This window comes from Hymenobacter oligotrophus, from assembly GCF_003574965.1.
In the GTDB taxonomy this organism is placed as follows: Bacteria; Bacteroidota; Bacteroidia; order Cytophagales; family Hymenobacteraceae; genus Solirubrum; species Solirubrum oligotrophum.
In genome coordinates, this window is the sequence record NZ_CP032317.1 from 849,220 (window position 1) to 865,082 (window position 15,863).

12 protein-coding genes and 1 pseudogene are annotated in these 15,863 nt (G+C 62.7%); 4 read left to right on the forward strand and 9 right to left on the reverse strand.

The genetic code is table 11. The features are described from left to right. Nucleotides 1-42 precede the first annotated feature (42 nt). Together D3Y59_RS03555 and D3Y59_RS03560 are read right to left on the reverse strand one after the other, a co-directional pair. Complete coding sequence (locus tag D3Y59_RS03555; RefSeq protein ID WP_240410499.1) at nucleotides 43-1,281, reverse strand: BaiN/RdsA family NAD(P)/FAD-dependent oxidoreductase; 1,239 nt, start codon at nucleotides 1,279-1,281, stop codon at nucleotides 43-45. A 56-nt stretch (nucleotides 1,282-1,337) separates the two neighbouring features. Then, entirely contained in the window at nucleotides 1,338-2,168 is an 831-nt protein-coding gene (locus D3Y59_RS03560) for a Rossmann-fold NAD(P)-binding domain-containing protein (protein WP_119443807.1), read from the reverse strand. A 135-nt stretch (nucleotides 2,169-2,303) separates the two neighbouring features. Between D3Y59_RS03560 and D3Y59_RS03565 the strand changes: the two genes are divergently transcribed. Beyond that, the gene (locus D3Y59_RS03565) at nucleotides 2,304-3,176 is read left to right on the forward strand and encodes an SDR family oxidoreductase (RefSeq protein WP_240410501.1); all 873 of its coding nucleotides are present in this window, start codon (nucleotides 2,304-2,306) and stop codon (nucleotides 3,174-3,176) included. Nucleotides 3,177-3,459: 283 nt separating this feature from the next. Here D3Y59_RS03565 and D3Y59_RS03570 read toward each other — a convergent pair whose 3' ends face one another. Both D3Y59_RS03570 and D3Y59_RS03575 read right to left on the reverse strand, forming a co-directional pair. Next, nucleotides 3,460-4,332, reverse strand: coding sequence for a LysM peptidoglycan-binding domain-containing protein (locus D3Y59_RS03570; protein ID WP_162910518.1), 873 nt, complete (start codon nucleotides 4,330-4,332; stop codon nucleotides 3,460-3,462). A gap of 65 nt (nucleotides 4,333-4,397) precedes the next feature. After that, complete coding sequence (locus D3Y59_RS03575; protein WP_119443809.1) at nucleotides 4,398-4,697, reverse strand: YciI family protein; 300 nt, start codon at nucleotides 4,695-4,697, stop codon at nucleotides 4,398-4,400. A gap of 112 nt (nucleotides 4,698-4,809) precedes the next feature. Between D3Y59_RS03575 and D3Y59_RS03580 the strand changes: the two genes are divergently transcribed. Next, nucleotides 4,810-5,577 (forward strand): glycosyltransferase family 2 protein, encoded by a 768-nt coding sequence (locus tag D3Y59_RS03580; protein ID WP_119443810.1) that lies wholly within the window; start codon nucleotides 4,810-4,812, stop codon nucleotides 5,575-5,577. Between the two features lie 3 nt (nucleotides 5,578-5,580). Here D3Y59_RS03580 and D3Y59_RS03585 read toward each other — a convergent pair whose 3' ends face one another. From D3Y59_RS03585 to D3Y59_RS03595, 3 genes are all read right to left on the reverse strand, one after another. Next, entirely contained in the window at nucleotides 5,581-6,426 is an 846-nt protein-coding gene (locus D3Y59_RS03585) for a hypothetical protein (RefSeq protein ID WP_119443811.1), read from the reverse strand. 78 nt (nucleotides 6,427-6,504) lie between these two features. Continuing rightward, nucleotides 6,505-7,791, reverse strand: coding sequence for a metal-dependent hydrolase family protein (locus D3Y59_RS03590; protein ID WP_119443812.1), 1,287 nt, complete (start codon nucleotides 7,789-7,791; stop codon nucleotides 6,505-6,507). Between the two features lie 203 nt (nucleotides 7,792-7,994). After that, entirely contained in the window at nucleotides 7,995-10,343 is a 2,349-nt protein-coding gene (locus D3Y59_RS03595) for a S46 family peptidase (RefSeq protein WP_119443813.1), read from the reverse strand. Nucleotides 10,344-10,490: 147 nt separating this feature from the next. On the opposite strand from D3Y59_RS03595, the gene D3Y59_RS03600 reads away from it, so the two are divergent. After that, a complete protein-coding gene (locus tag D3Y59_RS03600) occupies nucleotides 10,491-11,333 on the forward strand; it encodes a DUF4184 family protein (protein WP_119443814.1) in 843 nt (280 codons plus the stop codon). 115 nt (nucleotides 11,334-11,448) lie between these two features. Here the strand turns inward: D3Y59_RS03600 and D3Y59_RS18840 are convergent. Then, nucleotides 11,449-11,802 (reverse strand): annotated as a pseudogene (locus D3Y59_RS18840) (YkvA family protein); the annotation flags it as partial. Between the two features lie 119 nt (nucleotides 11,803-11,921). Here D3Y59_RS18840 and D3Y59_RS03610 point away from each other — a divergent pair. After that, nucleotides 11,922-12,587, forward strand: a complete 666-nt coding sequence (locus D3Y59_RS03610; RefSeq protein WP_119443816.1) for a VOC family protein — start codon at nucleotides 11,922-11,924, stop codon at nucleotides 12,585-12,587. A gap of 71 nt (nucleotides 12,588-12,658) precedes the next feature. Here the strand turns inward: D3Y59_RS03610 and D3Y59_RS03615 are convergent, their stop codons facing one another. After that, nucleotides 12,659-15,676: a T9SS-dependent choice-of-anchor J family protein gene (locus tag D3Y59_RS03615; RefSeq protein WP_162910519.1), complete on the reverse strand. Its 3,018-nt coding sequence runs from the start codon at nucleotides 15,674-15,676 to the stop codon at nucleotides 12,659-12,661. Nucleotides 15,677-15,863 lie beyond the last annotated feature (187 nt).

Genomic DNA, 15,863 nt, shown 5'->3' on the forward strand with positions numbered 1-15,863 from the left:
ACGTGTTGTCGATTAGGGGTTTGCAAGCCGGTGCGCAAAGCCCTAGGTGGTGGCCATGGCGCGGCCCGCGAGGTAGCCGGTGGTCCAGGCCGCTTGAAAGTTGAAACCACCGGTAATGCCGTCGATGTCGAGCACCTCGCCGGCAAAGTGCAGGCCGGGTACGCGGCAGCTCTCCATGGTTTTGAGGTTTACTTCGCTCAGCGGAACGCCGCCGCAGGTTACAAATTCCTCCTTGAAAGTGGTTTTGCCGCGCACGGGCAGCGGCGTGCGCAGCAACAGCTCGAGCAGCCGGTTTTGCAATTTGCCCGCCAGCTCGCTCCAGCGGGTTTCGGACCCAATGCCGGCCTGCTCGACCAGCGTACGCCAGAGCCGTTGCGGCAAGCCAAACAAAGGGTTGGCAGCCACTATTTTTTTGCCGTTTTCATTGCGAAAGCTTTGCAGCCATTGGCGCATGGTTTCCTCGGTGTGCGCAGGGGCCCAGTTTACCAAGGCCATGCCGGTGTATTGCAGCTCGTGCAGGCGGCGCGCGCCCCACGCCGATAGCTTGAGCACGGCCGGCCCGCTTACGCCCCAGTGGGTTACAAGCAGGGGGCCTTCGTACTCCAGCTTCTCGCCGGCCAGCACTACCCGGGCCTGCGGCACGCTCACGCCCATCAGCTCCTTGAGCGGCGAGTTGGGCACGTTGAAGGTAAACAGCGAAGGCACCGGCTCGCAGATGGTGTGCCCTAGGTGCCGCAGCCAATCGTAAGCCGCCGACTTGGCGTTGCCGCCGGTGGCAACCAGCAGTTTGCCCACGCGCAACTCCTGGTTGCCGCTGAGGTACAAGCAGAAACCGCCGCCCGCGAGCGGCTCGATGCGCTCGGCGGCGGTGCTGGTGAGCACGCGCACGCCGGCCCGCTGAGCTGCTTGCTCCAGACACTTGGCCACGGTTTCGGAAGAATCGGTGGTGGGGAACATGCGCCCATCGGCTTCGGTCTTGAGTGGCACGCCGCGCCGCTCAAACCACTGCACCGTATCCTGCGCGCCAAATTGCTTGAATGGCTCTTTTAGGTGCTTGCCGCCCCTAGGGTAAAACTGCACCAGCTGGGCCGGCGAAAAGCAGTGGTGCGTAACGTTGCAGCGGCCGCCGCCCGACACGCGCACTTTGCTCAGCAGTTTAGTGGTTTTTTCGAGCAAAATCACGTTCAGGTCCGGGTTGGCTTCGGCGCAGGCAATGGCGCCAAAAAAGCCGGCCGCTCCGCCGCCCAGCACGGCTACATCGGCAGCAAAAGAGTTTTTCACGGGGCAAAGGTACGGCCGCCTAGGTTTGTAGCGGCCGGCTTCTTAAGGGCAAGCAGCTAGCAAAAGTTCAGGGCGGCTTCGGGCTCGGGGTGCCGAAACTTGTAGGAAAGGGTACGCTGCAAAAGCGCGGTATCGATGCATTTACCGCTGCGCTCGTCGTGGGGGCTGAACATCGGCGCGGGCAGCCCTAGGTGCGCGGCGGCCGTTTGGTAAAAAGCAGCCCGGGTGGGGTGGGCGGGGGCACACACGTTTAGCGTAACGCCCCAGCACTGCTGCTCAATCACCGCTCGCACAACGCCCACGGCGTCGTCGAGGTGGAGCATGTTGACGGGGGCTTGGGCTTGCGGCACCTCCGTTCGGCCCGCCAGAAAGCGGCCCGGTGCCCGCCCTGGGCCCATTAGCCCGCCAAGCCGCAGCACGGCGGTTTGCCAGGCCTGGCTGGGTTGCCCAAACAGCGCTTCGGCTTGCAACAAATGGTTTTCGGCCTGGGCAGTGGCCACGGCATCGGCTTCCGTCATCAGGCGGGGCTCGTCGGGGTACACGCCGGTTGAGCTGATAAATACCACGTGCCGCACGGCCGACGCGGCCACGGCCGCTACCACCGGCGCGAGGGCAGCGGGGTAGGCGGCGCGCTCGGGGGCGGTGCGCGAGGGCGGCACGCTCAGCACCAGCACGTGGGAACCGGCCAGCAGCGGGGCAATTTCGCTGGGTGGGGTGCTGGGGCCGAGGCGCAGCAGGTGCGGTTGGATGCCGTTGGCTTTCAGCAAAGCAAGTTTTTCGGGCGTGGTGGTGCTGCCGGCTACCTGGTAGCCCGCCTGGGCCAAGGTGCTGCCTAGGGGCAAGCCAAGCCAGCCGCAACCCAACACGGCAATGGAGGGTGTGTTCATAAGCTACGGCAAGTAACAACCTAGGGCCTGGCCGGCCTAACGAAGTTTTTCAGCTGAAAAATAGGCGGCATGCATACAAAAGCGGGCAATTGCCTTTCTTGCAGCATTGCATTTGCTACCCCAACTCAATTTACCATGGCCTCACCTTACGCCCAACCCATGCTGCGCGACGGCGCCCTCGAAGGAAAAACCATCATCGTGACCGGCGGCGGCACCGGCTTGGGCCGGGCCATGACGACGTATTTCCTGCAGCTCGGGGCCAACGTGGTTATCAGCTCGCGCAAACTCGATGTGCTGGAAACTACCGCCAACGAGCTGCGCGAGAAAACCCACGGCAAAGTGCTGGCCGTGCCTTGCGACGTGCGCAAGTACGACGAGGTAGAAGCCATGATTCAGCGCGCCGTGCAGGAGTTTGGGCGCGTGGATGTGCTGGTAAACAACGCCGCCGGCAACTTCATCAGCCCCACCGAGCGCCTCACCCACAAAGCCTTCGACGTGATTGTGGACATTGTGCTGAAGGGCACTTACAACTGCACCTTGGCCCTTGGCAAGCACTGGATTGCGCAGCAGCAGCCCGGCACCATCCTCAACATTGTAACCACCTACGCCTCCGTGGGCTCGGCCTACGTGGTGCCTTCGGCGGCCGCCAAAGCCGGCGTGCTGGCCATTACCCGCTCGTTGGCGGTGGAGTGGGCCAAGTACGGCATCCGGTCGGTGGCCATTGCGCCCGGCCCCTTCCCGACGGAAGGTGCCTGGAGCCGCCTATTCCCCGAGCCCCTGGCCTCGAAGCTCGACCCAGCGGCTTCGGTGCCGCTCAAGCGTGTGGGCGAGCATCAGGAGCTGGCCAATCTGGCGGCTTATCTGGTGTCGGATTTCGCAGCCTATGTGAACGGCGAGGTAATTACCATCGATGGCGGCGAATGGCTCAACGGGGCCGGCGAGTTCAACAAGCTGGAGTTGCTGACCCCGCAGATGTGGGACCAGATTGAGAAAACCATGCGCCGCTAACCCGCCGGCGCGTGGTGTAGCGCGGGTTTAAGCCCGCGTTTGCGCGAATGGTTGGTGCCGCATAGGTTCGGCCATACGATTATGTTCAGGCAAACGCGGGCTAAAGCCACTGTTACACCGTTGCGCCCTAGGTCAGAAATGGAAATTACTATCCGGGGACGCGGACTTGCAGCGTCCGCGCTACTCCCTAGGTGCATTTCGCTTATTGCTAAGGGAACAGCTCTGCCCAGCCCAGGACCAATTGCTTCGCTTTGCTCGCAATGGCAGCCGCTGCTATCGGTGGTTATAAACGGTAGTCCTTATAATCTTTTGTGAACTCGACGGCGGCAATGGGCTGGTTGGCCACTACCTGCGAAAACTCGAAGGATTCGAACAGGCCTTTGTCGTCCCACACGGCCACGGCCAGCGGCAGCATGGTTTTTTGCTCCACGCACAAGATGGTGCGGCGGCCGTAGGCGTTGGGTACTTGCAGCACGCGGCCGGCGGGCAGGGGCGTGGTGTAATCCACCTTGTTGCGCTCCACAATGCGGTACTCGCCGCAGCCGTAGCGCTCGGCAATTTTGCCCGCGGTTTCGCCGGCGCTGGTTTTGTGGGCGATGTAGCGGAACTGCGGAAAATCGGAACGGAGCACGTGGCACGGGCGGCCCTGCAGGGTGGTGTCGCCGGCGTAGCGGAACGAGCGGCGGTAGGCATCGGAGCGTTGCGGCGCCGTGCGTATCAGGTCGGCAATGGTGCCGTAGCCCGCATCGGCTACCGAATGGTGCTGGGTGCGCCGCATCAGCGTGCCGTTCGGATCGAGGCTGAGCGTAACGTACGGAAACCGGTTGGGGTACACCCAGGCGTCGCCGTCGTTCTGGCCTTGCACCCACAGCACCTCCACGCCTTGGTTGGTACGCAAGTACACGCGCAGCGGCGAGCTGGCCACCTTCATCTGGGTGAGGGCATGCTGGTAGCTGCCGGCGTGCCGCTCGCTGGCTTTTACGGTGCAGCGCAGGGTTTGCAACTTGCTGATGGCCATTGATAAGCGCGAAAGCAAGTGGTCGGCCGTGGGTGCTTCGGTAGGGGTGGCCCTAGGTGCCGCCGGTGCCAGCGGGGCAGGGGCAACGGGCGACAGCAGCGAAACCACAACCGGAAGCCATGTCAGCGAAAACAGCATACAGCAGAAGCAAGGTGGAAGCCGCATCGAACCCGAAGCGCGGCGGCCCCGGTGCGCGGTGCGGGTTAATTAAGGCTGATTTTGGGCAGGCGCGAGGCCGAGCTGTCGAACACGAACAGCTCATCGATTTCAATTTGCTTCAGAAATCGGTAAAGCGGAAACTGTTCGACCACCGCTCGCACGGTTTCGGCGTTGGGGCCTTGCATGGTTACCCAGCCGCGCGAGCGGTCGGCGCTGATGGCATACGACACCACCACGTTTTCCTCGATGAGGCTGTTGATAAAAGCCCGGTGGCGCGGGATTAAGGCAACGAATTCTTCGTCGAAGAAATCGGGTAAGCGCAACGACACTACGTACATGCCCATGAACAGAACGGCAACTGAGCCTTGCGGCCTAAACGCCGCTGCCAAGCGGAAAGTTGGGCTAATGAAGCCTTGCGGGTAACTTTTTTCGGCGCCAGCCGAACAAGCGGGCACTATGCATTTTTCCATTATCACCCCAACGCACAACCGGGCCGCCTACCTACCCGAGGCTGTGCAGAGCGTGCGCGCCAGCGTGCTGGCCCCGTTGCCCGATGCCAGCTACGAGCACCTCATCCTCGACAACGCCTGTGCCGACGATACTGCCCGCATTCTGCAAGAAGTTGCCGCTGCCGATGGCCCGCCCATCCGGAGCTGGCAACACCCCGGGCCCCAGCCCCTGGCTCCTGGTGCGGCCCGGCACCTGCTCATCGGCCACGCGCCCGCCGAAAGCTGGCTGGTGCCCCTCGACGACGACGACCTGCTGCTGCAGCGCACGCTTTACCACTACGGCGCCCAAACGCAGGCCAACCCGGGCAAGCAGTGGTTTGTAGCCGATTTTCTGCGCGTTGACGAGGAGCGGCGCTACCTGCCCAACGAGGATTACTACGCCTGGCGCTTCAATACGCCGGCCGACATGCTGCGCGCCATCTTCAAGGCCGAGCACTTCATTCAGGGCAACGTGTGTTTCAGCCACGCGCTGTACCGCGAAGTAGGCGGCTACGACCAGCAACTGCGCATGGCCGAAGACCTCGATTTGTACGTGCGGTTTTTGCTGGCCGGCCACTTGCCCGTGTTGTGCCCGCACATCAGCCACTTGCACCGCTTCCACCGCTCCAACGTTAGCATCGGGGTTGATGCCGCCCGCCACGGCGCCGACCTGCAAGTGATTTACGCTAAATACGCCGCTTCGCTGCAAGCCCTAGGCGTTGCCGAGCCGGGCTAGCACCTAGGGCGTGGCGTTTTGCTCGAACTCCTGGCGCGGCACGGCGCGCAACTCCTGTGTTTCCAGCTCGAACACCGACGCCGACTCGGCCCCGAGCACCACGTGCCGCTGGTGCGTGGGCGGCAGGGCCTCGCGGTACAACAGCAGCGTGCAAATGTCGGTGGCCGTTATCAGGCCGGGGAAACCCGGCAGGTGCGTGTGCATGCTGGCTTGCACAGTGGCACCGGCGGGCGGCGGCGTAAGCGGCACGTAGCTCTGGTGCAGCTTTTGGGTGCGTTGCAGTTTGCCATCGGGGCCGTAGGTCAGGCAGAAGTCGGCACCCAGGGGCACCACGCCCGTAGTGGTAGCGCCCAACAGCAGATACGCTTTAACGGCAGTGCCTTGGTCTAGCACGGCTACGTTGTAGGTAGTGCCGGCCGGGCTCTGGTTGTCGGTTAGCTTGCGCCGGCGCTTCAGCACATCTTGTTGCACCAAAAACAGCTTTTCTTCCTGCTCGGTGAGTGGCCGCCCGGTTTGCCGCGCGCGGGCCTGGCTAGCCTGCAACTGGCCTTTGGCGTAGCTAACCTGCAGCACTACCGTGGGTTGGTTGCCCGCAACGGCTATGAACACGGTGCGCACCGAATCGGGCGTGGGGTAGCTCAGAAACGTAACCGGCGGCAGCGGCAGGCTAGGCTGAGCGCGCAGCACATCGTCGGAAACCCACGAGGCCCGCTCCACCTCGTACAGCGCCAGGCCTTCGCGCAGCACCTGTTGGCGCTCGGCTTCGGCATCGGCGGGGCCAACGGGGGCAGGGGCCAGCAGGCCAGACAAGGCCATGAAACCCAAAAACTTGGGGCGCAACAAAAGCATAGAGCAAGTAAGAGTAGGGTTGGGAGCAGCCTGTAGTACGTAATTGGCCGGGCCGGTGGCTGCCCGGGCCAGCAGCACCTAGGGCTGCCGGTAAACGACGCCGCCCTTCATCACCCATTGCACCTGCCGCAGCGCCTGCACATCGGTGGTGGGGTTGCCTTGTACGGCTACCAGGTCGGCCAGCAGGTTGGGAGCCACGCGGCCGCGGTCGGGTAGGTGAAACAGGTGGGCGTTGCCGCTGGTGGCGCCGCGCAGCACCTCGAGCGGCGTAAGGCCGTGCTCCTGCACCAGCAGCTCCAGCTCGCGCACGTTGTCGCCGTGGGCAAATACGCCTACGTCGCCGCCTATGGCCAGGGCAACGCCGGCTTTGCGAGCGGCCTGCATGCTTTGGCGCTTTTGGGTGATGCGCTCGGGTTCGGGGCTTTGGCCGCGGCGCCACCCGCGGTACTGCGAAATGGCATCGGAGGCGGCCACGGTAGGGCACAGGGCCACGCCGCGCTGGCGCATTAGCCGGAACACCTCCGGGGTGCCGCCGTCGCCGTGCTCAATGGTTTCGACCCCGGCCAGCGTGGCGCGGCGCATGCCCTCGGGCGTGGAGGCGTGCGCCACCACCGGCTTGCCTAGCGAGCGGGCCGTGGTTACCAGCAGGTTCAGTTCGTCTTGCGAAAACGTGGGCACGGCGGGTCCCGTGGCCGAAAGGCGGTAGTCGGCATACACCTTCACCACATCGGCCCCCTTGCCCACCTGCTCGCGCACAGCCCGCACAATTTCGTCGGGGCCGCTAACCTCCTGCGCGCCCTGCGGCACCGCCACATCAACCGAAAGCTTGGGGCCGTAGCAGCCTGTGGCTACCAGGGCACGCGTGGCAATCAGCAACCTAGGGCCGGGTATCAGGCCTTGCTCGATGGCTTGTTTGAGGCCCACATCAGCGTAGTCGGCGCCTTCGGTGCCTAGGTCGCGGGCGGTGGTAAAGCCGGCTTGTAAGGTGCGCTGGGCGTGCGCGGTGGCGCGGGCCACGCGCAGGGCCTGCGACTCGAGCAGCACCTGGTCGTTCCAGGAAGTTTCGTTGTAGGGGTGCAGCAACAGGTGCGAGTGTCCTTCAATCAGGCCCGGCAGCAGCGTAAGGCCGGGCAACGCAACGATGCGGACCCCAGTTGGTATAGGCATCTGATTGGCAGGGCCCACGGCCCTGATTCGCTCGCCCTCAACCAGCACGGCCCAGCCGGGGTGCAGCGTTTCGCCATCGAACACGGCGGCCGGTTGCAGCAGCGTGGCAGCGGCGGGCGCTTGAGCGGCTAGGTAGGTGCCGCGCAGCAGCAGCGCGCCCGCCAGGGCCAGCTTGCGCAAGCGCAGGAAAAGCGTCATCGGGCAAATCGGAACAAGAAGCTCCAGTGGCGGAGCAGCCCCGGAAAGTTATACTTGTTCGGCTAAACCAACTGCCAGTGCGGCGCATCGCAGCCAATTGGCAGCCAAGCGCCGAACCATGGCATTGCAGCGTACGCGCCCTACCAAAACGGCCGCTGCCCCTGGGCAGGAGCAGCGGCCGTGTAACCTAGGGCAGCATTAGGTTATCGAGCAGAGGTTTTTTCGCGCTTCACCTTTACTTTCTGCTTCTTCAGTCTTGAGCTTGCATTGGCACCGTTGGGCTGGGCTTCACCAGCGGCGCCCACCAGGTTCATCTCTCGTATTAGGTGCGTGGCGCCGGCGTACTTATCCACCACAAACAACATGTAGCGCACATCCAGCACAATGTTGCGCACGCGCTCCGGGTCGTACATAATGTCCGACATGCTGCCTTCCCAGTTGCGGTCGAAATTAATCCCAATTAGCTCGCCGCGGCCGTTGATTACGGGCGAGCCGCTGTTGCCGCCGGTGGTGTGGTTGGTGGCCGTAAAAGCTACCGGCACGGTGCCGTTTACGGCGTAGGGGCCGTAATCCTTCTGCTGATAGAGCTCGGCCAAGCGCTTAGGAATCTCAAAATCGGGGTTGGTAGGGTCGGCTTTTTCCATGATGCCGTCGAGGGTGGTGTAGTACTCGTACTGCACGCCGTCGGCAGGTTGATAGCTGGCCACCTGGCCGTAAGCCACGCGCAAAGTGGAGTTGGCATCGGGGTAAAACTTACGCTCGGGCTGCCACTGGCGCAGGCCGGCAATATAGGTGCGCTGAAGCAGCGTAATCTGGTCTTGGGTTTGGCTGTAGGTGGGCAGCACCTGCTGGCGGTACGTAGCCACAATGGGCGCGGCCAGCCGGTAAGCGGGGTCGTCGAGCAAGATGTCGGAGGCGCCCTTGGCCAACCGATCGAGCACCATCTGCGCGTTTTCGTTTGAGGTAAGCATCGACTTGCCGTAGATGTCGTCGACTAATCGCTCCCAGGTTACCGGGCCGGCGTTGGCCTCCTGAATGGCCTTGCGCTGCGCCGGCGTGAGGTTGGGCGGGTACGCCCCCCAGCCCGTGCGTGGCTTGCCCACGCGGTTTTTCAGCTGCTTCACGTAGTCGGGCAGCAGGGCTTCGGGCGTGCCCTCGGCGTAGAGCGGCAGCAGTGCGGCGGCCACTTTTTGGTCGGTAGAGGCGGAGTAGTTCCGGAAAAAGCTGGTGGTGCCTTTGCGGGCTTTCTCGATAGCGGCTTGCAGCTCGGCTTGCGGTGCTCTCGCCTGAATCAGATCGACGAGATTTTGCAGGCTGTTGGCGTAGGCCAGTAGCTCGATACCTAGGGCGGCCTCGGTGGCGTAGTCGCGGGCTATTACGTAGGGACGGGCCAGCTGGTATTGCTGCTCCAACTGACTTAAAATCTGGCCGTAAGCGGCTTGGCGCGTGGCGTCGCCCTGCTGCACCCACTGCCGGAACTGCGTTTCCTGCTGCTGCTTGCGGCGCACGGCATCGAGGCGCTTCAGGCCCCGCATTTCGCCTTGCCATTTCTTCCAGTAGTTGGCTAGCGAGGCGTATTTGGCCGCGTACTGAATGCGCACCTTATCGGAGGCTTTCATGTCCTGGTCGAGCAGGCGCAGCTTTGTGTCGCGGATTTTCACCCGAACCGGGTCCGACACGGAATATATCTCATCGACGCCCCACGAAGTGAGGTACTCGTTGGTGCGGCCCGGGAATCCGAATACCAAGGTAAAGTCGCCGGGGCGCACGCCGTCAAGCGAAATAGGCAGCGCGTGCCGGGGCCGAAACGGCTTGTTCTGAGCAGAGTAGGGGGCGGGCTTGTTGTCGGGGCCGGCGTAGATACGGAAAATGCTGAAGTCGCCGGTGTGGCGAGGCCACATCCAGTTGTCGGTGTCGCCGCCGAACTTGCCGATGCTGCTGGGCGGCGCCCCTACGAGGCGCACATCCTCAAACACTTCCGTTACAAACAGGTAGTACTCGCCGCCGCCAAACATAGGGCGCACAAACGCCTTGTAGTGCGTGCCTGCCACCGCTTTTTGGGCCACTTGGGCACTGCGTTGCTGCACTGTTTGCTCGCGCTCGGCCTCGGGCTGGTTGGCCGGCAGGCCCTGCAAAATCTGGCCCGTTACGTCCTCCATCCGCACGATGAAAGTGGCCGTAAGGCCGGGGTTGGGCAGCTCCTGCTCGCGCGTCATGGCCCAATAGCCGTTCGTGAGGTAGTCTTTATCCACCGACGAATGCTGCTGAATTTGGCCGTAGCCGCAGTGGTGGTTGGTGAGCAGCAACCCCTCGTTGCTCACGATTTCGCCGGTGCAGCCGCCGCCAAATTGCACCACGGCGTCTTTCAGCGAGCCGCGGTTTACGGAGTAAATGTCTTCGGCGGTCAGCTTCAAACCTTTGCGCTGCATGTCGCCCTCGTTGAGTTGCTTTAGCAGCAAGGGCAGCCACATGCCTTCGTCGGCGCGGGCCGCGGCGGGCCATAGCAGCAGCCAAAACGCCGCCAGGCAGCGCAACCAGAAAACAGAATTCATACGCTTCGTGAGGTAAGCCAGAGCCGTTAGTGAGTGATACTGCTAAAGTAGGCCGCTCGTAATAAAGCTACTCCCGGTCTACTTTAGCTGCCAACGGCCGTAAGTTAGCCCTAGGTGCCCCTACGCCGGGAAGCAAGTGCCCGTGTTATGCCGTTTACTTTTAGCCATGCCGCTGCCGTGGTACCGTTGGGGCGCTGGGTGCGCCTGCCGCTCTCGGCCCTAGTGGTCGGCAGCCTCAGCCCCGATCTGATTTACTTTCTTCAGCTGAAGGCCACCAGCAACATCGGTCATACGCTGCACGGGCTGTTCATTTTTTGCTTGCCCGCCAGCCTGCTGGTGTTGTGGCTGTGGCACCGCGTAGCCAAGTTGGCAGCCGTGGCCTTGTTGCCGCCGTGGGTGCGCGCGCGCACCGTGCGCTTGTCTTACCGGCCCTTTGGCTTCGGGCCGGGGCAGCATTTGCTGCGCGTAGCAACGGGTATATTGTTGGGCGCCATTACCCATGTCGTCTGGGATGCCTTTACGCACGCCGATGGGTGGGTGGCCGAGCGCGTGCCGTTTTTTCAGCGGCTGCTGCCTTTTCCGGGTTTCGGCACCATGCCGGTCTACAAATTTGGGCAACTGCTGAGCACGGCCGTGGGCGCGGCTTTGCTGGCTTGGTGGAGCTGGCAGTGGGTTAGCCGACAGCCCGCCTACGCCACCACCGTGCCCAAGCTGCCGCACCGGCGGGCGTGGGTAGCCGGCTTGGTGGTAGTGGCCGCCGGGGTGGCCGTGGCCTACGCGCGCTGGCACGCGGCCCCGCTTACCTCGTACGCCGAGCTGCGCTTGTTTGCGCTGCGCATTATTTTGGCGGGCTGCTCGGCGTTGTGGCTTGGCTTGCTGCTGTTTGCGGGCTGGTACCGGTGGCGGTACCAGCCGCACCTAGGGCACGTGCAACCCGAGGCTACGAGTGGCCCAGCTCCGAAACGGCGGCCGCGTTCTGTGCCGAAGTAGCCGAGGCTTCCAACGGCAGCCCGGTGGCAGGGGCATCGGCAGCAACGTTGGCGTTGGTGGCCTCCCACTCCCGGAATCGGCTAATCTCGGCCTGAAACTTTCCGATAAACCAGCTCAGCAGGCTAAGGTCGTCGAGGAAACCCAGCACCGGGATGAAATCGGGTACCAAGTCAATGGGCGACAGGGCATAAAGCAGCACGGCCAAGCCAGCCACAATGGTTCCCGTTTCGATTTGCCGGTACGAGCCGTTTACGTACGCTTGCACCAAGCGCGCCAACGAGCGGCCCGCGTCGAGCAACTGCTTGAATTTGTTGTCTTTGCTTTCTTTACTCGATAGTTTGTCGGCTACTTCGTTGAGCACCAGCACCACCTTAAAGGGCTTGCCCAACAGCCTGCCGGCGCGGCTCATAAACAAACTAAAAATGGCGTTTTTCGAAATTTGAAGACCTTTATCAGCGAGTGAAGACATAACTCAAAATGAGGGTTGCGTGTGCCCCGTGTACGCACGGGCCTAGGCAGGCGTTGCTGCCTGCAGCCGCGGGCAGCAACGATAACTCTTTCTGTGAACTTAGCCACCGCCCAACCGCCATGCACTTACGCGCTCTGCACCTGCTTGCCCCCGATTTGCTGCTTCAGCAACGCTTCTACAGCGAGGTGCTGGGCTTGCCCACGGCACTGCCCAATCCCCATGTGCTGGTGGTGCACCTAGGGCTTTCGCAGCTGGTGTTCCGGCAGGCCACGCCGGGTAGCGCGCCCTTCTACCATTTTGCCATAGCGGTGCCCCACAACCTGCTCCGGGAGGCGCACGCTTGGCTGGCGCCCCGCACGCCGGTGCTGCCGTTTGTGCACGGCGAGGCCATAGCCGATTTTCCAAACTGGCGTGCCCAAGCGTTTTACTTCCACGACCCCGCAGGCAACATCCTCGAATTCATCGCCCGCTTCGAGGTGCCCAATGCGGCTGCCGGCCCCTTTGGCGCGGCGCAACTGCTGGGCCTCAGCGAGGCCGGTATGGCTACGCCCAACGTGCCCGCCCTCGCCGCCGAGCTAACCGCCCACCACGGCATTCCCGATTTTTTTCGGGGCCCCAAGTTGCCAACCTTCGCCGCCTTGGGCACCGACGACGGCCTGCTTATCCTGACGCAGCAGGGCCGCGGCTGGCTGCCCACCGGCCGCCCCGCCGAGCGGCACTGGCTGCGCATCGAAGGCGAGCACGCCGGCCGCTCCTTTGTAATTGAAGACACCCCGGGCACTTAGGCAGCCGCGCGTGCGGGAACAAAAAAAGCCCGGCCGAGGTGGCCGGGCTTTTTGCTTTAGGCAGCGCCAAGTTATTGCTTCACGAAGCGCTCCACATAGGTTTGCTGTTCGCCCACGATGCGTACGGTGTACATGCCGGCGTTCAGGTTGCCCACTTTCTGGTTTAGTTGCTGATTCAGCTGCTCCAGCGAGCCTTTGGCGCTGATGGCTACCCGGCCATCGGCCGTGAGCACCTGCAGCTGCAAGTTTTGGCCGCGCTCGGGCACTTCCACACGCACCGATTTGCTCACCGGGTTGGGGTACAAGCCTAGTTTGGCTGCCGCTACGCCCGCCTTGCCGCTCGTAACCACGTTGGCACCTAGGTTGAAGCGGGTTTGAACGGGGTAGTGGTCGGAGGTGGAGTTAGCGAAATCGGTAACGGTGGCGGCAATGTCGGTACGAATGCTGGCCGAGCCTTCGAGGTAGAAGGTGTTCAGCTCGTTCGATACCACCACGTGGTCAATTACGTCGCCGTAGCTCGTGGTAGACTGCAGGCCGCCCTGGCTTAGGGGCAGGGTTAGGGCCGAATACTGCGCAGCGTCGAGCACAAATGCCTGGTACGACGAAGCCGTTACGTTGGGCACGTTGGCAATGGTCACGTCCAGATCGTCGTTGAAGTCGCCCAGAATGGCCACGTTGCTCGAGGCAAAGCGGGCGTCCAGTTCGGCTTTCAGGGCGTCGGCACCGCCCTTGCGGCGGTTGTACGAATCACCGCCGTCGTTTTCGTTGGCTTTGGCGTGCACCAGCACCAGCGCTACGCGGCGCGTCTGGCCGTTTAGCAGCTTCACGTCGGCCTCCATCAGGTACGGCACACGGCCCGACGACCAGTTGCTTGCCCAGGCGTTGGGGTCGGCGCAGCTGGTGCAGGTGCTCATCGTCGTGAAGGTGGCGTTGGCGAAGGTGGCCGTGCGGTACACGAACACCAGCTTTTGCGACGAGTTAAACGAGCCCGAAACGCCCGTAGAAACGCTGTAGCGGTAGCCGCCCGGCAACTGGCGCACAATGGCGCCCAGCTTGGCCGTGTCTACGATTTCGGCCAGGCCGTACACGTCGGCGTTTAGGTCGGTCAGCACTTTTTTGGCGTTGGCTTCCTGCTGGGCTTCGTTGGAGGGGCCGTTGCCGGTAGCGCCAAACCACTCAATGTTCCAGTTTACCACGTCGAGCGTAGCATTGGGCATGTACGAGTCGCCGAACACCGGCACCGAAATGGCTGTGGCACCGGGCGTGGCAATGCTCAGGTTGCCCGTGTAGTTGGTGTTGGCGGCGGTGGGCTTAAACTGCACCATTAACTCGTTCGGGGTGGTTTGCACCTCGGCGCGCGTTAGGGTCACGGTGCTGGTAAACGGACCGGCAGCGCCGTTCTTCGACACGGTGAAAGCTGCGTTCGACGAAGTAATGGTAACATCGCCGCCCAGGTTGCGGGCCGAAAGCTGCAGGGCCTGCGTTTTTTCGGCGCTCGGCGCGGTGTAGTTGAAGTTGAGGCGGCCGGGCATGGCGCGCACCACCACCGGAGCAGCCGTGTTGGAGTTAACTACTTCTATGTCGTCGAGCGTCCAGCGCGACGAAGCCGTGGCCGTCGAGGTATATACGAAGGCCACGTAAACGTTCGTGCCTTTGTAAGCGCTCAGGTCAACGTTGGCAGTTTGCGTCCACACATCGGAGGCCGACCGGGGGAAGTCGCCGTTGAGCGCCGTCCAGGTTACACCGGCGGCGTTCGGGTCGCCCGTGCCGGAGTAGTTGGTTGATACGCGGAGTTGCAGCGGAGCGCCAGCAAACGCCGAGCGCGACCAGAACGAGAGCAGCGGGAAGTTGAACGAGGATGTGTTCAGAGCCGGAGAAATCAGCCAGTCCTCGTTAACGTTGTTGGTGCTGCTGGCAAAGCCACTGATTTGCACGCCGCTGGGCGCGCTGCCTCGGGGGTCGGTGGCGAGACGGCCGAAGTTGGTGCACGCCCAGGTTTGGGCACCTGCTACGCTGAACTGCGTCCAGCCATCGGGGAGGCCAGAGGTACCGCACGCCTGAAAGTTAAACGTCAAGCGGTTGGGGTCGACGCCCGTACCCGTGAGAGCGACGGTGCGGGCAGGCACGCCCGTGGTGTTGTGCGAGATGCTGCCAGTAGCCGGGCCGCCGGCCGTGGGGGCAAAGCGCACGTACAGCGTTTGCGCGCTGCCGAGCTCGGCCGGCGTGAGCGTCAAGGTGCTAGCAAACGTCGTGTTGTCTTTCGACACCTGGAAAGGCCCGGTGGCCGTCACGGTAACGTCCGTCGTGAGGTTGGCGGCCGTTACGGTGTAGCTCTGCGCCGCCGAGGTGGTGCTAACGGTTTGCCCGGTAAAGGCAAACGCAGTTGCCGAAACCGTGAGGGCAGGGCTGTTAGCAGCCGTGTTGGTCCAGGTCAGCGAAAAGTCGTCGATGGCGGTGCCATCGTCGGAGCCGGCCGCATTCAGGTCGTTCCAGCGAATCCAGAAGCTAGCACCGGGCGCGATTTTCAGGTCGGTAATCGTGCGCGTGAGCGTAGCCGTGTGGATGGGCGAGCTTACACCGGCGGTGTTGGTTGTAGGGGAGCTGGCGTTGGCGTAATCCAGCTCGGTTACCTTGTTCCAGGTGCCGGTGCTAAGGCTGGTAGCGTCGGTGCTGTACGAAAACTCCAGCTTGTCCTGGCGGTTGTTACCGCCGATACGCCACGTTTCGCCCGTGTACGTAATGGTGAGGCTGTTGATTTCGGCGCCGGTGTTGTTGACGAAAGCACCACCTAAGGTGGATACCAAACTGCTGCTTTGCAACGAGCCGAGGGCGCGGTCGGTAGTGCCGGTGGCGCCGTAGCTGTAAGTGTTGCCGCCGTTGGCTGCGCCGTTATCGGCCGTAAACTGGTTGTTAGCGCCGGTGCCGGTGCCTGCATTGGCCTCTACAAAATCCCAACCCTGCGGCAGGGTGGTTTTGTCGTTGGTTGTGCCCGAGTTGGCCAGGCCGTCGAAGTTCTGCGAGTAGGTGCCGGTGGTCAGCGCAACTGGGGTTACCTGCGCCCACGCGTGCTTCGAAGCAAACGTTAGCATCCCAGCGCCTAACAAACCAAAAAGTAAAGGTGATTTCATCGACAAACGTCGTAAGTGGTGGTGGACAGCAAAAGTACTTCCCTACAAGAAAGCCAATGTTATCAGAATGTTACCAAATATTGCCCGCATAAATTTGCCAGGCTCGCATATATAAGGCTACGTCCGTGGGCATGCTGTGCTTCCGTAC

Coding starts and splice junctions, on each gene's coding strand:
- D3Y59_RS03610 (WP_119443816.1), top strand. CDS start 11,922: ATGCACTTACGCGCTCTGCACCTGCTTGCCCCCGATTTGCTGCTTCAG.
- D3Y59_RS03590 (WP_119443812.1), bottom strand. CDS start 7,791: ATGACGCTTTTCCTGCGCTTGCGCAAGCTGGCCCTGGCGGGCGCGCTG.
- D3Y59_RS03585 (WP_119443811.1), bottom strand. CDS start 6,426: ATGCTTTTGTTGCGCCCCAAGTTTTTGGGTTTCATGGCCTTGTCTGGC.
- D3Y59_RS03600 (WP_119443814.1), top strand. CDS start 10,491: ATGCCGTTTACTTTTAGCCATGCCGCTGCCGTGGTACCGTTGGGGCGC.
- D3Y59_RS03595 (WP_119443813.1), bottom strand. CDS start 10,343: ATGAATTCTGTTTTCTGGTTGCGCTGCCTGGCGGCGTTTTGGCTGCTG.
- D3Y59_RS03565 (WP_240410501.1), top strand. CDS start 2,304: ATGGCCTCACCTTACGCCCAACCCATGCTGCGCGACGGCGCCCTCGAA.
- D3Y59_RS03560 (WP_119443807.1), bottom strand. CDS start 2,168: ATGAACACACCCTCCATTGCCGTGTTGGGTTGCGGCTGGCTTGGCTTG.
- D3Y59_RS03615 (WP_162910519.1), bottom strand. CDS start 15,676: ATGCTAACGTTTGCTTCGAAGCACGCGTGGGCGCAGGTAACCCCAGTT.
- D3Y59_RS03580 (WP_119443810.1), top strand. CDS start 4,810: ATGCATTTTTCCATTATCACCCCAACGCACAACCGGGCCGCCTACCTA.
- D3Y59_RS03570 (WP_162910518.1), bottom strand. CDS start 4,332: ATGCTGTTTTCGCTGACATGGCTTCCGGTTGTGGTTTCGCTGCTGTCG.
- D3Y59_RS03575 (WP_119443809.1), bottom strand. CDS start 4,697: ATGGGCATGTACGTAGTGTCGTTGCGCTTACCCGATTTCTTCGACGAA.